A 16,887-nucleotide genomic window follows, 5' to 3' on the forward strand; every position below is an offset into this window, starting at 1 on the left:
TGGTCGGCAAGCTGCGGCACAAGCTGGGTGACTCAGCGCTGGATTCGCGCTACCTGTTCACCGAGCCGCGCGTGGGTTTGCGGTTCAAGTGGTAGTGGGGGCCCCGGGGGGGCCACAGCCCCGGGGGTGCGGCCCGGCGGCGGCCCCCCCCCCCCACCCCCCACCCCCCCCGCGGCGGGCCCCCCCCCCCCCCCCCCACTACCCCTTGAACCGCAAACCCACGCCCGGCTCGGTGAACAGGTAGCGCGAATCCAGCGCTGAGTCACCCAGCTTGTGCCGCAGCTTGCCGACCAGGATGCGCAGGTAATGGGTGTCGTGCTGGTGGGTCGGCCCCCAGATCTCCTGCAGGATCTGCGGCTGTGTCACTACCCGCCCGGCATTGCGCAGCAGCAGCGACAGCAGCGCGTATTCCTTGCGGGTCAACGCCACCGGCTCACCCTGCAGGGCGACTTCGCGACGCACCAGGTCCACGTGCAGGTGGCCATCGTCGAACACCGGCGGTGTGCCATCGGTCGGCACGCTGCGCGTGCGCAGCAGCGCCCGCACGCGCGCCATTAGTTCCTGCGTGCCGAACGGCTTGGTCACGTAGTCGTTGGCGCCGGTATCCAGTGCGCGCACCTTCTCGGCTTCGCCGGCGCGCACGGTCAGCATGATCACCGGCACCTGGCTCCACTGCCGCAGTTGCTCCAGCACCTCATGGCCTTCCATGTCCGGCAGGCCGATGTCCAGGATCACCAGGTCCATGTCCTCGCTGGCGGCCAGCTGCAGGCCTTCCTGGCCTGTGGCAGCCTGTCGCACCTGGTAGCCCTGCGCGCGCAGGCTGATGTCCAGGAACCGGCGGATCTGGGTTTCATCATCGATCACCAGCACGCGTGCGGCCGGCACGCTGGCATCAATCGGGGTCGGGCTCATCGTGGGAGGCTGGCTTGAGCAGGGGCAGGGTGATGCGGATCAGGGTACCGCGACCGTCGCGTCCGGGCAGCGCCTGCACGCTGCCGCCATGTGCGCCGATCATGCCCTGGCAGATGGTCAGGCCCAGGCCGGTGCCGTGGCGGCCTCGGTCACCGCGCTCGACGCTGTAGAACATGTCGAAGATGCGCGCGCGCTCGTCATCGGGAATGCCGGGGCCGGCGTCGATCACGTCGATGCGCAGCTGGCCGTCCAGCTCGCGCGCCTGTACCTGCACGGCGGCGTCGGGCGGCGAGAACTTGGCCGCGTTCTCCATCACGTTGAACACGGCCTGTTCGACCAGCGCCGGGTGCACCCAGATCGGTGCCAGCGTGGCTGGAATGTCCAGCTCCAGCCGCACCTTTGGCTGGTAGCGCTGCAGGCGCCGCGCCGCCGAGCCGATCAGTTCGTCCACGCCGATCCAGTCGCGGTTGATTTTCAGCCCTTCGTGGCCGAGGCGGGTCATGTCCAGCAGGTTCTGGATGTAGCGATCCAGCCGTTCGCCTTCTATCAGTATGGTGTCCAGCAGAGCACGGCGATCGGCCGTATCCATCGCCGCGCCATAGCTGGCCAGGCTGTCGGCCGAACCGATCATCGCCGCCAGCGGCGAGCGCAGGTCGTGCGACACCGAAGAGAGCAGGGCCGAGCGCAGCCGCTCGGTTTCGTTGCTGACATGCGCCTGCTCCAGTTCGGCCACCAGGCGGGTGCGCAATGCGGCCTGCGCGATGTCATCCACCATCGCCTCGGCCAGCTGCCGTTGTTCGGGCAGCAGGCGCGCCTGCGCGCCGGGCAGGTACAGGCCAGCCACGCCGATCGCACGGTCTTCGCCGTCCAGCAGCGGCAGGAACCACCATTGCGCGCCGGCCAGGGTATCGGTGAAACGCCCGCTGGGCTGGCCGTGGCGCAGCGCCCAGTCGGCGGCAGCCAGATCGGTATCGCCCGGCTGCGAACGGCCACCGGTTGCGGTATCGGCGCCGATCCGCAGCCACGCAGGTACGTCCATGGCCTGTTCCAGTGCGTGCCGACCCGCCTGTGCCACCTCGCCATTGCCGGCCGCACTGGCCAGCTGCCGCCCCAGCTGCTGGCGCGCACGCGCATGCCGGTTGGCCGCACGCAGGGCGATGACCTGCATGCGCAGGCGCGAGGCCAGGCGCCCGGCCACCAGTGCCGCGGCCAGGAACAGGAACACGGTGATCACACCCTGGCGTGCACCGATGGCGAAGGTGAAGCGGGGCGCGATGAACAGGAAGTTGTAGGCGAGGAAGCACAGGATCGCCGCCATCACCGCCACGCTGGCGCGCGTGCGTGCAGCCACCAGCACCACCGCCACGATGAACACCATCGACAGGTCGGCCATGCCCACCCAGTGTTCGGCCAGCCACGCCACCGCACAGGCCAGCGCGGTGGCGACCAGTGCCTGCACCGGTTCATGGCTGATGCCGCGCATCGGCGGCAGCAGGCCCTCGCGGCGCGAGCGCGCACGTGCCTGCGGGGTGCTGATGATGGTGATCTCGTAGTGCGCGCCGCGCTGGATCAGCTGCTGGGTCAGGGTGCGGTTGAACATCCGCGCCAGCGGCCGTTCGCGGGTCCGGCCCAGCACCAGGGTCGATACGCCATTGTGCGCGGCATGGTCGAGCAGGGCATCGGCGATGCTCGATCCGTGCAGCAGTTCGGCGTCGCCGCCCAGGCGCCGTGCCAGCGCGAAGGCAGCATCGATCTCGCGCCGGGTCACCTCGTCCTGGCGTCGCCCTTGCACGGTCACCACCGTCCACGGTGCGTCGCGCCGCTCGGCGATGCGCCGCGCCACGCGCACCAGGTATTCACTCTGACCGCCGCCATCAATGGCCACCAGCACGCCGCGACGCAGCGGCAGGTTGCTCTCGCCGCGTGCGGCGCGTGCTTCGCGCAGGCTGCTGTCGACGCGGTCGGCAGCTTCCTGCATGGCCAGTTCGCGCAGCGCGGTCAGGTTGGCCGGCGAGAAGAATGCCTGCAGTGCCTGCGCGGCCTGTTCGGGCACATAGACCTTGCCCTGCTGCAGGCGAGCGATCAGTTCGCGCGGCGGCAGATCGACCAGCACGATGTCGTGCAGCCGATCGAGCACGCCATCCGGCACGGTCTCGCTGACGCGCACGCCGGTGATGCGCATCACCACATCGTTGAGGCTTTCCAGATGCTGGATGTTGACCGTGGTCCAGACGTCGATGCCGGCGTCCAGCAGCTCCATCACATCCTGCCAGCGCCGCTCGTGACGGCTGCCCGGTGCATTGCGGTGGGCCAGTTCATCCACCAGCACCAGCGCCGGATGCCGTGCCAGCACGGCATCCAGGTCCATCTCCTGCAGGGTGTGGCCGTGGTAGGCCACTTCCTTCAGCGGCAGCTGCGGCAGGCCCTCCAGCAGGGCCTGGGTATCGGTGCGTCCATGGGTTTCCACCAGGCCCACCACCAGGTCGACGCCGCGGCGCAGCTGTTCCTGCGCGCGGGTCAGCATGGCGTAGGTCTTGCCCACGCCCGGCGCCGCACCGAGGAACACGGTCAGCTTGCCGCCGGCTTCGCGTTGCAGGCCTTCAACCAGGGCATCGGCCTGGCGGGTACGTGCATCAGTCATGGGGGCCGCTGTCATGGCCACCATTGTGCGCGCAGCAGGTGCAGCCCAGCATCACGGCGTCTTGGCCGCATGGTCCAGCGCGAAGTTCAGCGTCACCACGTTCACCCGTGGCTGCCCGAACAGGCCCCACTGGCGCCCTTCGGTATGCGCCTGCACCAGTGCCTGCACGCGCTCCACCGGCAGGCCACGGGCACGCGCCACGCGTGCTACCTGCAGCTGCGCCGCCGCCGGCGACAGCTGCGGATCCAGTCCGCCGCCGGACTGGGTGACCAGGTCAGCCGGAACCTGCGCTGGCGCGACACCTTCCCGTGCAGCCACCGCCGCGGTGCTGGCTGCGACGCGCTCGGCCAACGCCGGGTTGCTGCGCGCCAGGTTGGAACCGGCCGCGGCCATCGGATCGTAGTTGGCCGCTGACGGACGCGCCTGGAAGTAGCCGTCACCGGTGAACGGCTGCGACAGCCATGCCGAGCCGCGCACCTGGCCGCTGCCATCGCGCAGCAGGCTGCCCTCGGCCTGGGTGGGGTAGGCCAGGCCGGCGAAGCCAGTTGCAATGCCGGCGTAGACCGCGCCGGCCAGCAGCAGGGTGGCCAGGCCCAGGCCGATCGCCGGGCGCCAGCGGGCGCCGTCCTGCAGGCTGGCCACGCGGGCCTCGGCTTTCGGTTCGCGGGACAGGGAAGAAGAGGTGGAAGCAGAACGGTTCATGCGCCGAATACCAGGACAAGGAAGAGGTCGATCAGCTTGATCGCCGCGAACGGCAACAGCACGCCGCCGAGGCCGTACACCAGCATGTTCCGGCGCAGCAGCGCGGTGGCGGTGGCCGGACGGAAGCGCACGCCACGCAGGGCGAGCGGAATCAGGGCGGGAATCACCAGGGCGTTGAAGATCAGTGCCGCCAGCACTGCGTTGCGCGGGCTCGACAGCTGCATCACGTTCAGTGCGGCCATGGTCGGCACGGCAGCGGCGAACAGCGCCGGCAGGATCGCGAAGTACTTGGAGACGTCGTTGGCCAGCGAGAAGGTGGTCAGCGCGCCGCGGGTGATCAGCTGCTGCTTGCCCACTTCCACCACCGCCAGCAGCTTGGCCGGGTCCGAATCGAGGTCGACCATGTTGCCGGCCTCCTTCGCCGCCTGCGTACCGGAGTTCATCGCCAGGCCGATGTCGGCCTGGGCCAGTGCCGGGGCGTCGTTGGTGCCGTCGCCGACCATCGCCACGAGCCGGCCGCCGGCCTGCTCCTGGCGGATGCGCGCCAGTTTGTCCTCGGGGCGGGCCTCGGCGATGTAGTCATCGACGCCGGCTTCGGCAGCGATGGCAGCGGCGGTCAGCGGGTTGTCGCCGGTGATCATCACCGTGCGGATGCCCATCGCGCGCAGCTGCGCGAACTTCTCGCGCATGCCGTGCTTGACCACGTCCGACAGCTCGATCACGCCCAGCACGTGGCGACCCTCGGCCACCACCAGCGGGGTGGCGCCGTTGCGTGCCACCTGCTCGACGCGACCTGCAAGTTCCGCAGGCACGTTGCCACCCAGCGACTGCACGTGGGCACGGATCGCATCGGCGGCACCCTTGCGGATCTGCCGCCCATGTTCCAGGTCCACGCCGGACATCCGGGTCTGGGCAGTGAAGGCCAGGTAGTCGGCATGGTCCGGTTCGGCGGTGGCGCAGCCCTGTTCGCGCGCCAGGCGCACGATCGACTTGCCTTCCGGGGTCGGGTCGGCCAGCGAAGACAGCAGCGCCGCTTCGCGCAGCTGGCTGGCGTCGATGCCGGCCAGCGGATGGAAGTGGCTGGCCTGGCGGTCGCCGTAGGTGATGGTGCCGGTCTTGTCCAGCAGCAGCACGTCGACGTCGCCGGCCACCTCCACCGCCTTGCCCGACTTGGCCAGCACATTGGCGGCCAGCGCACGGTTCATGCCGGCGATGCCGATGGCCGGCAGCAGCCCGCCGATGGTGGTCGGGATCAGGCACACCAGCAGCGCGATCAGCAACAGCGGGTCGACCTTGACGCCCACGGAGGCGCCGATCGCAGGCAGCGTCGCCACCACCACCAGGAAGGTCAGCGTCATCGCTGCCAGCAACAGGGTCAGCGCGATCTCGTTCGGCGTCTTCTGACGGTTGGCACCTTCCACCAGCGCGATCATCCGGTCCAGGAAGCTGTGCCCCGGCTCGGCGGTCACCCGCACGATGATCTGGTCGGACAGCACCTTGGTGCCGCCGATCACGCCGGAACGGTCGGTACCGGCCTCGCGCAGCACCGGCGCGGATTCGCCGGTCACCGCCGCCTCGTTGATGGTGGCCAGGCCCTGCACGATCTCGCCATCGGCCGGCACCAGCTCACCGGCACTGACGATCACATGGTCGCCCGGGCGCAGCTCGGCGGCAGGTACCTGGGTTTCCGCAGCCCCCGGCTGCGGTGCGGCCAGGCGGCGCGCCACCAGGTCCTGGCGCGCGCGGCGCAGCGATGCGGCCTGGCCACGGCCACGTGCTTCGGCCACCGCTTCGGCGAAGTTGCCGAACAGCACGGTCACCAGCAGGATCGCGGTCACCGCCAGGCCAAAGCCCAGCGGCGCATTGCCGGTCAGGGTGACGATCGCGGCAACGATCGTACCGGCCATCACCACCGCCATTACCGGGCTGCGCACCAGGTGCATCGGCGACAGCTTGCGCACCGCCTCGATCAACGCACGGCGCAGGCCGGCGCCATCAAGCAGCGCAGGGCGCGGGGCAAGGGAACTACGGGTGGAACTTGCGTGGGTACTCATCGGGGTGTCCTCAGTGCAGTCCCAGGCTGAGGTGGTCGGCGATCGGGCCGAGTACCAGCGCCGGCATGAACTGCAGCACGGTCAGGATGACGATCACCGAGACCAGGGTCAGGGCGAAGGTCGGGGTTTCGATCTGCAGGCTGCCGGCAGACTCCGGCGCCTGGCGCTTGGCGGCCAGCTGTGCGGCCACCACCAGCGGGATGATCAGCAGCGGGAAGCGGCCCAGCAGCAGCACTAGCGAGCAGCTCAGGTTCCACCACAGCGTGGCGTCGCCCAGCCCCTCGAAGCCCGAGCCGTTGTTGGCGTAGGCCGAGACGTACTCGTAGAACACCTGGCTGATGCCATGGAAGCCAGGGTTGGAGGTACCGGCCAGCCCGGGCACGGCCAGGGTGATCGCGGTGAACACGAGAAGGGTGATCGGCTGCAGCAACACCAGCAGGGCCAGCAGGCGTACCTGTGGCGTTTCCAGCTTGCGGCCGAACAGTTCCGGCGTACGCCCGGTCATCAACCCGGCCAGGAACACGCCAAGCAGCAGGTACACGATGAACTGCTGCAGGCCACAGCCAATGCCGCCCCAGATCGCGCTGACCAGCATGTTGACCATCGCGATGCCGCCGCTCAGCGGCGCCAGCGAGTCATGCATGCCGTTGACCGACCCGTTGGAAACCTGGGTGGTCACCGCGGCCCACAGCGCCGTGCCGTCGGCGCCGAAGCGCAGCTCCTTGCCTTCCATCAGCAGCGGCGTGGCGGCGCTGGCACTGTGCCCTTCACTCCACATCATCGCGCCGGTGGACAGCAGCGACATGCCCAGCATGCAGCTGAACACCAGAGCGCCGAACCGGCGCCGGCCGGTGAACGTACCGATCATGAAGATCACCGCCATCGGCACCAGCAGGATGCCAACGATCTCCAGCGCGTTCGACAGCGGGGTGGGGTTCTCCAGCGGGAAGCTGCTGTTCGGGCCGTACCAGCCGCCACCGTTGGCGCCAAGCTGCTTTGCCGCGACCATCGCTGCCACCGGGCCCAGCGGCAGTTTCTGCTGGGCCATGCCGGCGCTGGCATCGATCGGCGAGGCCTGCGGGCCACCGGCCATCGTCGAGGGCACGCCCTGGCTGGTCAGCAGCAGCGTCCACACCAGGCACAGCGGCAACAGGAAGCGCACGCACAGGCGCACCACATCCACATAGTAGTTGCCCACCGCCACTTGGCGGTCGTCGCCGGCACCGGTGGCCGCCGCAGCCTGCGGCGCGCGCGAGAACAACGCGCGCAGCGTGGCCACCGCCAGCGCCAGGCCCATCATCGGCGTCACCACCTGCAGGCCGGTGATGCCGGTCATCTGCGAGAGGTAGGACAGCTGCGCCTGGCCAGAATAGTGCTGCTGGTTGGTGTTGGTCAGGAACGAGATCATCGTATGCAGCGCGGTGTCCCAGCGCATGTTCGGGATCTGGTCCGGATTCAGCGGCAGCCAGGCCTGGGTCATGAACACCGCCTGGGTCAGTACCGCGACCACCACGTTGCTCAGCACGAAGGCCAGCACGTAGCCGCGCCAGGACATCGAACGTACCGGATCAACACCGAACATCCGATACAGCGGCTTCTCGATCCAGTGGAACAGCACGTCCACCTTCATCGGCGTGCCACGCATCACGCGGGCCAGGTACAGGCCCAGCGGCCACGCCAGCAGCAGGCTGGCGGCAATAATCACAAGCATCTCAGTCATGGCCGGCTCCGCTCAGAACGACTCGGGCCGCAGCACGACATAAAGAAGATAGGCGGCGGCGACCAGCACCAGCACGCCACACAACAACGACAGCCAGGGGGACATTGCAATAGCGTCCTGGTGGAACCCCTCCACCTCAGGTCGTCATCGTCGTCCTGCCGCCCATAAACGCACTACGCGCCGGACCGGGCCGACGCGTAAAGAGTGCATAAATTCCGTGGGCCAACCCGTAACCAGGCGCCGACTACTGTAGAGCCGAGCCCATGCTCGGCTGCTCTTTCCCAAGGTCACGCGGAGCCGAGCATGGACTCGGCTCTACAAGCGAATCACGGGGCCTGGCTCGCCGGTGCCACGCCCTTCAGCTCGCGATAGCGCTGCAGGGTGCTTTCAATTTCGGCCTTCAACGCCTGCTGCTGCTGCAGGAACCCGGCCTGCAGGCGCTGCTGCGACTGCAGTTGTACATGCCGCTGGCGGATCGCCTCGGCCTGCTTGTCGGCCACCTTGCCACCGGCCAGTTCGCGGTCACCGGCGGCCGACAGCAGCGCCACCAGCGATTCGCGCAGGCTGGTGACGTTGTACTCGGCTGTCTTCAGGTTGTTGTCCAGCACTTCCTGGCGTTCGGCGAACACCCGGCGCAGGTCGTCCTCGCTGCCATAGGTGGTCAGCATCGCCTGCTCGGTGCGCTGGCGGGTCTGCGCAGCCATCAGGTCCAGCTGCTGCTGCGCGGCCACCGTGCTGGCGGCGGCACGCTCTTCGTCGGTCAACGCGCGCTGGACCTGCGCATTGCGCAGGCCGCTCTTCGCGTTGAACTCTTCGCGGGCGTGATTGACCGCATCGGCCGGCAGCGAATCACTGCAGATCCGCTCCTTGCCCTCGTTCCAGCAGTACAGCTTCTTCTCCACCTTGTCGCCACCCCGCGACTGCGCCGGCAGCGTGAACGGCATGGCCAGCAGCAGGCCGGCAAGGAGAACAGCAGGAACTCGGGACATGACCTTTCCCCTGGTCGGTCAGCGGATCGAACGAACGCCGTACTGGGCCCGGTAGGCTTCCAGCGGCTGACGGTAACCCACAAGTTCCGGGTTGCCGGAGGCGAAATCAAGCAGATCGGCCAGCGATGCCACGGCAATCACCGGAATGCCGGCCTCTTCGGCCACCGACTGCGCCGCCGAACGGCGATCGGTTTCCGAAGCGATCTCCTGGCGGTCAAGCGCCACCACGATGCCGGCCGGGGTGCCACCGGCGGCGCGGATGATGCCCAGCGCTTCGCGGATCGCGGTACCGGCGGTGATCACGTCATCGACGATCAGCACGCGCTTGCCATTCATGTCCGCGCCGATCAGCTGGCCGCCTTCGCCATGGTCCTTGGCTTCCTTGCGGTTGAACGACAGCGGCAGGTCACGGCCACGCTGGGCCAGCTCGCAGGCCATCGCGGTGGCCAGCGGAATGCCCTTGTAGGCCGGGCCGAACACCACGTCGTACTTGATCCCGCTGGCATCGATGGCATCGGCGTAGCAGGCGCCGAGCTGCGACAGCAGCGAACCGGAGTCGAAACGACCGGCGTTGAAGAAATAGGGGCTCAGCCGGCCGGACTTGAGGGTGAACTGGCCGAAGCGCAGGGCGTCGGCGGTCAGGGCCAGCTGCAGGAAACGGTGGCGGTGGTCGCTCATCAAAACTCGATTCATCTTCATTTGGAGCATAAATCCTAATCCAGCTGGGCGTTTCGCGCTCGTCCGGACCCGTGTGAAGGGCGTCGCGGCCTGGCCGGGCAGACTGCGCAGCCCCGCGGGCAACCGGTATGCTTGCCCGGTTTCCTGTCGTAGGTCCCTTGCATGCGCATCATCAGTTTCAACGCCAATGGCATCCGTTCCGCCGCGACCAAGGGCTTCCTCGACTGGTTCCGTGCCCAGGACGCCGACGTCCTGTGCATCCAGGAGACCAAGGCCCAGGAAGACCAGCTGACCGACCCGATGTTCCGTCCAGACGGGCACCACTGCTTCTATCGCGACGCCATCACCAAGAAGGGCTACAGCGGCGTGGCGATCTACAGCAAGCGCGAGCCGGATCAGGTCATCACCTCGCTGGGCTGGGCGCCGTTCGACGACGAAGGCCGCTATATCGAGGCACGCTACGGCAACCTCAGCGTGGTCTCCTTCTACATCCCGTCCGGCAGCTCGGGCGACCTGCGCCAGGGCTTCAAGTTCGAAGTGATGGAATGGCTGCGGCCGATCCTGGAGGAGTGGGCGCGCAGCGGCCGCGACTATGTGCTGTGCGGCGACTGGAACATCGTGCGTTCGGCGCTGGACATCAAGAACTGGAAGTCCAACCAGAAGAATTCCGGCTGCCTGCCGGAGGAGCGCGACTGGCTCAACGCCCTGTGCGCCGACCATGGCCAGGCCACCGATGTCGCCGCCGGCCGTGGCTGGGCCGATGCCTACCGCCTGCTCAACCCCGCCGGCGAGGATTACACCTGGTGGAGCAACCGCGGCGCCGCCCGTGCCAACAATGTCGGTTGGCGTATCGACTACCAGTTCATCACCCCGGGCCTGCGCGACAAACTGCGTAGCTGTTCGATCTACCGCGACGAGCGCTTCTCCGACCACGCCCCGTTCACCGTGGACTACGACCTGTGACCGAGGCCGCCAAGCCGCGCCGACCGTGGCAGCAGGTGTTGTCCAACCTGAGCCAGCGCAAGGTGCTGGCGATGCTGCTGCTCGGTTTCAGTTCGGGCCTGCCCATCTATCTGGTGGGCAACACGCTCGGCTTCTGGATGCGCAAGGAAGGCATCGAGCTGAGCACGATCGGTTTCCTGTCATGGGTCGGGTTGGCCTACACCATGAAGTTCCTGTGGGCGCCGATCGTCGACAAGACCGACGTGCCTCTGTTCGGTCGTTTCGGCCGCCGCCGCGGCTGGATGCTGCTGTCGCAGCTGGTCGTGGTGGTGGGGCTGGTCGGCATGGCACTGGTCCAGCCCAAGGGCGGCCAGATCCAGTTCCTGGGTGTCGACTGGCAGCACATCGTCGTATTCGGCGTGATGGCCGTGATCGTGGCGTTTGCTTCGGCCACCCAGGACATCGTCATCGATGCCTGGCGCATCGAAAGCGCTGACAACAGCGAGCAGCTCGGCCTGCTGACCTCATCCTCGGCGCTGGGCTACCGCACTGCCTTGCTGGTCACCGATGCGCTGATCCTGATCATCGCGGCCCGTGTCGGCTGGCAGGTCTCCTACGAGATCATGGCCGTGCTGATGGCGCTTGGCGTGGTGGCCGTGCTCATGGCCCGCGAGCCCGCGCGGGAAGTGGCTGCCGTGCAGGCACAGGCGACCTCGCTGTGGACGCCACGCGGTCTGTTCGACGCCGTGGCCGGGCCGTTCATCGCCTTCGTCCGCGAACACCGCAGCGGCGCGATCCTGATCCTGGTGGCCATCAGCATCTATCGCATGGCCGACTTCGTCATGGGGCCGATGGCCAACCCCTTCTATGTCGATCTCGGCCTGGACGAGGACACCGTGGGCGCCGTGCGTGGCTCGGTGGGCCTGGTCGCGACCTTCGTCGGCATTGCTGCGGCGGGCCTGGTTTCGGTGCGCTGGGGCGTGCTGGCGGCGCTGATGGTGGGCGCCGTGCTGGGGCCGGCCTCCAACCTGGCGTTTGCCTGGCTGGCCTATTCCGGCCCGGACACAACCCATTTCGCCGTGGCCATGGCCATCGACAACTTCGCCAGCGGTTTCGCCGGTACGGCGCTGATCGCCTATATGTCCAGCCTGACCAGCATCGGATACACGGCAACCCAGTACGCGCTGCTGAGCTCGTTCTACGCGATGCCCGGCAAGGCGCTCAAGGGGCTCTCGGGGTGGTCGGTACAGGCGCTCGCACAAGGCCGGACGCTGCTGGAAGGCTACGCGCTGTTCTTCGTCGGTACCGCGCTGGTGGCGATCCCGGTGGTGATCCTGTGCGCCCTGCTGATCCTGCAGCAGCGTCGTCGCCAGGCCGCCAGCTCGACCTGATTGCCTGCCCGTCCGGTCTGCGGGATCATCGCCCCGACGCGCCGAGGGGGCGGTGCCTTGCGAACGGGGAAGCGAGCATGGCCGACGTTGTGCTGCGGGACCTGGACCCGCTGCTGCTGGAACGCATCAAACGCGTCGCGGTCGCCCGCGGCTGGACTCACGAACAGACCTGCGCCGCCTTGCTGGAGCAGGGCCTGTTCAGCAGTGAACTGGAGGTCCGCTCCGGCTTCGGCGATCCCGAAGTGGACGCACTCTCCGACGCCATCGCCGCCCTGCAGGCCCTGCCGGCAGGGCAGGGCTTCGATTAGCGGCCGCGCCGCAATGCTGTAGAGCCGAGCCCACGCGCGGCTGCCCGGTAGATCCACGCCATGCGTGGATGGCGCCACCTCACGCCAGATGGATCGCCCCCAGGATCCGCGGCCCCTTGGCCCCGGTCACGCTCGGCAGGTTGCCGGCCAGTCCCTCCATGGTCCGCTGCGCCAGCCACGCAAAACCCATCGCCTCCACGTATTCCGGGTCCAGCCCGTGTACCGCGCTGGACTCCACCTGCACTCCCGGCAGCCGCGCCGCCAGGCGCGTCATCAGCTGCCGGTTGCGTACCCCGCCGCCACAGACCAGCAGGCGCCGGGTCTGCGGCTGCTGCGTCAGCAGCGCATCGGCCACGGTTGCCACGGTCAGCTCCAGCAGGGTGGCCTGCACATCGGCGGCGGCGTACTGGCCTTCCCCCATGTGCGCCTCGGCCCAGGCCAGGTGGAACTGCTCGCGCCCGGTGCTCTTCGGCGGCGGCAGCGCGAACCACGGGTCCGAACGCCAGCCGGCAAGCAGGCCCTCGTCCACCGCGCCGCTGGCGGCGTAGGCGCCGTCGGCATCAAAGGTGCGGCCGGTATGGCGCTGGCACCAGGCATCCATCAACGCGTTGGCCGGGCCGGTATCGAAGCCACGCACCGCACCTTCGCGCGGGATCAGGGTCAGGTTGGCGATGCCGCCCAGGTTGAGCACCGCGCGGTCCTCATCGGCGGTGCCCAGCATGCCCAGGTGAAAGGCCGGCATCAGCGGTGCGCCATGGCCACCGGCTGCCAGGTCGCGGCGGCGGAAGTCGGACACCGTGGTGATTCCGGTCAGCTCGGCGATGCGGTTGCCGTCGCCCAGCTGCACGGTGAACGCCGGATCGGCCAGCGGGCGGTGGCGCACGGTCTGGCCGTGCGAGCCGATCGCGCGCACCTGGCTGCGGTCCACGCCGGCTTCGGCCAGCAGCTGGTTGGCCGACTCGGCGAAGTTGATCGCGATGCGCGCATCCAGCTCGCCGAGCTCCTCCAGCGAGTCCAGCGGGCCGCCTTCACCCAGCGCCACCAGCCGCGCACGCAGCACCGGCTCCCAGCGGGCGGTCAACCCGTGCACGAAGCGGCAGCCACCGTCGGCGGGAAACTGCACCAGCGCGGCATCGATGCCGTCGGCGCTGGTGCCCGACATCAGGCCAAGGTACAGGGGAGCGTCAGCGTCGGCAGGTGTGTTCATGGCAGGCATAAAAAAAGGACGCGGCAAGCTTGTGCTGCCGCGTCCTTCTTCGTCAACGAAGGGGCTCAGCCGCGCTTGCGGCCGGTTGCCTGCTTGTCCTTGGCGCTGGCAACCTCGGTGGCGGCCTCGTCGCGGCTGGTCGGTGCCGGGCTGGCATCGGCGTAGATCAGCTTCTCCATGCCCTGGATGCGGGCCATCGCCGGCGCGGTCTGCGCGCGGAAGGCGACCAGCTCGGCGCCCTTCAGCGGCTCCGGCGGCGGCATGGTCACGGTCAGCGGGTTGCGGTGCTCGCCGTTGACGCGGAATTCGTAGTGCAGGTGCGGGCCGGTGGCCAGGCCGGTCGAGCCGACGTAGCCGATCACCGTGCCCTGGGCCACGCGCTGGCCGGTCTTGATGTTCGCAAAGCGCGACATGTGCCCGTACAGGGTGGTATGGCCGCGGCCGTGATCGAGGATCACCACGTTGCCATAGCCGCGCTGCACGCCGGCGAACTGCACGCGGGCGTCGCCGGCGGCCATGATCGGGGTGCCGGTGCGCGCGGCGTAGTCCACCCCCTTGTGCATGCGCATCTTGCCCAGCACCGGGTGCTTGCGCGCGCCGAAGGTCGAGCTCAGCCGCGCGAACGGAATCGGCATGCGGATGAAGCTCTTCTTCAACGAACGGCCGTTGATGTCGTAGTACTCGGCCTTGCCGTTGCGGTCGAAACGGAAGCCGGAATAGGTCTTGCCGCCGGTGGTGAAGGTCGCCGCCAGGATCTTGCTGGTGTCCACCTTCTCGCCTTCGCGCCAGGTTTCATCCATCACCACGCTGAAGCGGTCGCCCGGCTGCAGGTCCTTGGAGAAGTCGATGTCGTACTTGAAGATCTCGTCGGTCATCGTCGCGATCGCCGAGGGCGACAGCCCGGCCCGCCGGGCCGCGGCATACAGCGAACTGGTGATCTCGCCGCTGGTGACCACGGTGCGCGTGGAGGTCTCGCGTCGGGTCACCTTCTCCTTGATGTCATCGCCAACCAGACTCAGTTCCACCCGGTTGTCGGCATCGCGGTCGAAACGGATGCTGCGCAGGTCGCCGGACAGCGGCATGTCGAAGGCTATCTCGGCACCGGGGCGCAGCTTGGTCAGCGCCTCGCGCGCCCCCGGGTGGTCCAGTACCCGGTGCAGGGTGGTGGCCGGAATGCCGGCCTTGTCGAACAGGTCGCTCAGGGTCTGGCCACGCTGCACGCGCAGCACCTGCCAGCTGTCGCCCGGCACCTGCTGCTGGCGGGCCATGGTCAGCGGCGGCAACGGCAGTGCCAGGCTGGTATGGCTGTCGGCAAAGGGGGCGTCGATGGTGTGCGAGAAGCCCGGCACGATCGTCGCCACCAGGGCGCCGATGGTGGCAAACAGGCTGGCATGCACCCAGTGGCGGCGGGTCCAGCGCTCATTGAAGGCCGCGGGAAGGTGTTGCCTGAGCTTCCGATGCAGGGCGTTGTCGTGCAGGACGTGGAGGCGTTCCTGGAAGCGCTGCTTGCGTGCGCGCCCTTGTTCGGAGTTGTGCATCGGCGGTTCTTTCCTTGCAGCCCGGGAGCGCGGGCCTGATCGCCGGTTACCATAGACACCTGATAAAAGCGCGTCAAACCCTTGTGCCCATTGGCTTTTGTGAAGCCAATCGGGTTAACTTTGCTTTAACACCCCACACAAGAATCGGCGTTGCCGGGAGTAGTCACGTGTCCTCGATTGAAGAAGCCCTTGCCCTGATCGGCCGCGGTGCCGACGAGATCCTCAAGCTCGAGGATCTGCGTGCGCGCCTGCAGGAAGGCCGCCCGCTACGGATCAAGGCCGGCTTCGACCCCACCGCCCCCGACCTGCACCTGGGCCATACGGTGCTGCTGAACAAGATGCGCCAGTTCCAGGACCTCGGCCACCAGGTCATTTTCCTGATCGGCGACTTCACCGGCATGATCGGCGACCCTTCCGGCAAGAGCCTGACCCGCAAGCCGCTCAGCCGCGACGATGTGCTGGCCAACGCCCGCACCTACGAGGAGCAGGTCTTCAAGGTGCTGGACCGCAGCCGTACCGAAGTCCGCTTCAACTCGGAGTGGTTCGGCAAGATGGGCGCGGCCGACATGATCCGTCTGGCCGGCCAGCACACCGTGGCGCGCATGCTCGAGCGCGACGATTTCGCCAAGCGCTATGCCGCCCAGCAGTCCATCGCCATCCATGAGTTCCTGTACCCGCTGGTGCAGGGCTACGACTCGGTGGCCCTGGAGGCCGACGTCGAACTCGGCGGCACCGACCAGAAGTTCAACCTGCTGATGGGCCGTGGCCTGCAGGAACACCACGGCCAGAAGCCGCAGGTGGTGCTGACCATGCCGCTGCTGGAAGGCCTTGACGGCGTCAACAAGATGTCCAAGTCGCTGGGCAACTACATTGGCATCAGCGAGCCGGCCATCGACATCGTCACCAAGACAATGAAGGTGGACGACACCCTGATGTGGCGCTGGATCGAGCTGCTGTCCTTCGACATCGGCCAGGCCGAGGCCGTGCAGCTGCGCGAGCAGGTGGCCAATGGCGGCCTGAACCCGCGCGTGGTCAAGCTGCGCCTGGCGCGTGAACTGGCCACCCGCTTCCATGACGCCGCGGCGGCCGAACAGGCGATCGCCGGTTGGGAAGCGGCGGTGACCGGGCAGGGCGACATCACCCAGCTGCCGCTGCAGGAGGTGGCGATTCCGGCCGAGGGCCTGCGCATCGCCGCGTTGCTGACCGCGGCCGGCCTGACTCCGAGCAACTCCGAAGCGAACCGCAAGCTCAAGGAGCGTGCGGTGAAGGTGGATGGCGAAGTGGTCGAAGACGGCCAGCAGGTGCTGCAGCCGGGCTTCGAAGGCCTGCTGCAGGTAGGCAAGCGCACCTTCGCCCGCGTACGCCTGATCGCTGGCTGACATCAAGGAAGGGCCGGCGCCAGCCGGCCCTTCCTTATGCTCTTGTAGAGCCAAGCCCACGCTCGGCTGCTCTTCACGGGTTCCTACCGCAGCGCGGCGCATGAACAGATGCAACATCCGGTGAAAAAAATCGCCACACCCCCTTCACAAATGATGGGAATGGGGACATACTTCTCCTCCCCCGTCGCAGGGGTCGCCGCCAAGGGGCTTCAGCGACAACAGGGCGCCCACCACCGCCGAACGAGATGATCGAACGAAGGTGTTGACGGACTGAAAAAGTCTGGCATAATGGGCGGCTCGCTACGAAGGAAACTTCGCAGCACACGGGAATGGCGCTGAGGCCACTTCCCCGGATCTTTGAAAGTATGCGCAGGTATCTTGTGAAGGCGCCTGCAGGAAGGATGATTGTCCATCTTGCAGACGTTT

Annotated in this window: 14 protein-coding genes and 1 pseudogene; 5 read left to right on the forward strand and 10 right to left on the reverse strand. The window is 67.9% G+C overall.

From position 1 onward, the window contains the following. A pseudogene (locus R5H29_RS09775) lies at positions 1-95 on the forward strand (DNA-binding response regulator); the annotation flags it as partial. Between the two features lie 103 nt (positions 96-198). On the opposite strand, the gene R5H29_RS09780 reads toward R5H29_RS09775, so the two are convergent. The 8 genes from R5H29_RS09780 to pyrE all read right to left on the reverse strand — a co-directional run bounded on the left by R5H29_RS09780 (position 199) and on the right by pyrE (position 9,696). Further along, entirely contained in the window at positions 199-912 is a 714-nt protein-coding gene (locus R5H29_RS09780) for a response regulator transcription factor (protein WP_005420506.1), read from the reverse strand. Beyond that, a complete protein-coding gene (locus R5H29_RS09785; protein ID WP_332329114.1) occupies positions 893-3,553 on the reverse strand; it encodes a sensor histidine kinase KdpD in 2,661 nt (886 codons plus the stop codon). Before R5H29_RS09785 ends, R5H29_RS09780 begins: the two co-directional genes overlap by 20 nt. Positions 3,554-3,604: 51 nt before the next feature. Further along, positions 3,605-4,255: a potassium-transporting ATPase subunit KdpC gene (gene kdpC / locus R5H29_RS09790; RefSeq protein ID WP_155028835.1), complete on the reverse strand. Its 651-nt coding sequence runs from the start codon at positions 4,253-4,255 to the stop codon at positions 3,605-3,607. Then, positions 4,252-6,309 (reverse strand): potassium-transporting ATPase subunit KdpB, encoded by a 2,058-nt coding sequence (gene kdpB / locus R5H29_RS09795; RefSeq protein ID WP_332329115.1) that lies wholly within the window; start codon positions 6,307-6,309, stop codon positions 4,252-4,254. Before kdpB ends, kdpC begins: the two co-directional genes overlap by 4 nt. A 10-nt stretch (positions 6,310-6,319) precedes the next feature. Continuing rightward, positions 6,320-8,029, reverse strand: a complete 1,710-nt coding sequence (gene kdpA / locus R5H29_RS09800) for a potassium-transporting ATPase subunit KdpA (protein ID WP_332329116.1) — start codon at positions 8,027-8,029, stop codon at positions 6,320-6,322. Between the two features lie 12 nt (positions 8,030-8,041). Then, complete coding sequence (locus R5H29_RS09805) at positions 8,042-8,134, reverse strand: potassium-transporting ATPase subunit F (protein WP_005407770.1); 93 nt, start codon at positions 8,132-8,134, stop codon at positions 8,042-8,044. Between the two features lie 221 nt (positions 8,135-8,355). After that, a complete protein-coding gene (locus tag R5H29_RS09810; RefSeq protein WP_155028836.1) occupies positions 8,356-9,018 on the reverse strand; it encodes a hypothetical protein in 663 nt (220 codons plus the stop codon). A gap of 18 nt (positions 9,019-9,036) precedes the next feature. Next, entirely contained in the window at positions 9,037-9,696 is a 660-nt protein-coding gene (gene pyrE / locus R5H29_RS09815) for an orotate phosphoribosyltransferase (protein WP_005420471.1), read from the reverse strand. Positions 9,697-9,858: 162 nt separating this feature from the next. Here pyrE and R5H29_RS09820 point away from each other — a divergent pair, with 162 nt between their 5' ends. The 3 genes from R5H29_RS09820 to R5H29_RS09830 all read left to right on the forward strand — a co-directional run bounded on the left by R5H29_RS09820 (position 9,859) and on the right by R5H29_RS09830 (position 12,337). Continuing rightward, complete coding sequence (locus R5H29_RS09820; RefSeq protein WP_049480353.1) at positions 9,859-10,659, forward strand: exodeoxyribonuclease III; 801 nt, start codon at positions 9,859-9,861, stop codon at positions 10,657-10,659. Further along, positions 10,656-12,029, forward strand: coding sequence for an AmpG family muropeptide MFS transporter (locus R5H29_RS09825; RefSeq protein WP_019661780.1), 1,374 nt, complete (start codon positions 10,656-10,658; stop codon positions 12,027-12,029). Before R5H29_RS09820 ends, R5H29_RS09825 begins: the two co-directional genes overlap by 4 nt. A 77-nt stretch (positions 12,030-12,106) precedes the next feature. Beyond that, entirely contained in the window at positions 12,107-12,337 is a 231-nt protein-coding gene (locus R5H29_RS09830; protein WP_005407775.1) for a hypothetical protein, read from the forward strand. A 79-nt stretch (positions 12,338-12,416) separates the two neighbouring features. On the opposite strand, the gene R5H29_RS09835 is transcribed toward R5H29_RS09830, so the two are convergent. Together R5H29_RS09835 and R5H29_RS09840 are read right to left on the reverse strand one after the other, a co-directional pair. Beyond that, positions 12,417-13,544, reverse strand: coding sequence for an anhydro-N-acetylmuramic acid kinase (locus R5H29_RS09835; RefSeq protein ID WP_111101789.1), 1,128 nt, complete (start codon positions 13,542-13,544; stop codon positions 12,417-12,419). Between the two features lie 65 nt (positions 13,545-13,609). Next, positions 13,610-15,082 (reverse strand): peptidoglycan DD-metalloendopeptidase family protein, encoded by a 1,473-nt coding sequence (locus R5H29_RS09840; protein WP_021203123.1) that lies wholly within the window; start codon positions 15,080-15,082, stop codon positions 13,610-13,612. A 167-nt stretch (positions 15,083-15,249) separates the two neighbouring features. On the opposite strand from R5H29_RS09840, the gene tyrS reads away from it, so the two are divergent. Further along, complete coding sequence (tyrS, locus tag R5H29_RS09845; protein WP_021203122.1) at positions 15,250-16,461, forward strand: tyrosine--tRNA ligase; 1,212 nt, start codon at positions 15,250-15,252, stop codon at positions 16,459-16,461. Positions 16,462-16,887: the final 426 nt, after the last annotated feature.

This window comes from Stenotrophomonas sp. A3_2, from assembly GCF_036624925.1.
Taxonomy (GTDB): Bacteria; Pseudomonadota; Gammaproteobacteria; order Xanthomonadales; family Xanthomonadaceae; genus Stenotrophomonas; species Stenotrophomonas hibiscicola.

Excerpts from the sequence above, each read along its gene's own strand:
- pyrE (WP_005420471.1), bottom strand. The coding sequence starts at position 9,696 with ATGAGCGACCACCGCCACCGTTTCCTGCAGCTGGCCCTGACCGCCGAC.
- R5H29_RS09840 (WP_021203123.1), bottom strand. The coding sequence starts at position 15,082 with ATGCACAACTCCGAACAAGGGCGCGCACGCAAGCAGCGCTTCCAGGAA.
- R5H29_RS09785 (WP_332329114.1), bottom strand. The coding sequence starts at position 3,553 with ATGACTGATGCACGTACCCGCCAGGCCGATGCCCTGGTTGAAGGCCTG.
- R5H29_RS09835 (WP_111101789.1), bottom strand. The coding sequence starts at position 13,544 with ATGAACACACCTGCCGACGCTGACGCTCCCCTGTACCTTGGCCTGATG.
- kdpB (WP_332329115.1), bottom strand. The coding sequence starts at position 6,309 with ATGAGTACCCACGCAAGTTCCACCCGTAGTTCCCTTGCCCCGCGCCCT.
- kdpC (WP_155028835.1), bottom strand. The coding sequence starts at position 4,255 with ATGAACCGTTCTGCTTCCACCTCTTCTTCCCTGTCCCGCGAACCGAAA.
- R5H29_RS09780 (WP_005420506.1), bottom strand. The coding sequence starts at position 912 with ATGAGCCCGACCCCGATTGATGCCAGCGTGCCGGCCGCACGCGTGCTG.
- R5H29_RS09810 (WP_155028836.1), bottom strand. The coding sequence starts at position 9,018 with ATGTCCCGAGTTCCTGCTGTTCTCCTTGCCGGCCTGCTGCTGGCCATG.
- R5H29_RS09805 (WP_005407770.1), bottom strand. The coding sequence starts at position 8,134 with ATGTCCCCCTGGCTGTCGTTGTTGTGTGGCGTGCTGGTGCTGGTCGCC.
- R5H29_RS09830 (WP_005407775.1), top strand. The coding sequence starts at position 12,107 with ATGGCCGACGTTGTGCTGCGGGACCTGGACCCGCTGCTGCTGGAACGC.
- R5H29_RS09820 (WP_049480353.1), top strand. The coding sequence starts at position 9,859 with ATGCGCATCATCAGTTTCAACGCCAATGGCATCCGTTCCGCCGCGACC.
- kdpA (WP_332329116.1), bottom strand. The coding sequence starts at position 8,029 with ATGACTGAGATGCTTGTGATTATTGCCGCCAGCCTGCTGCTGGCGTGG.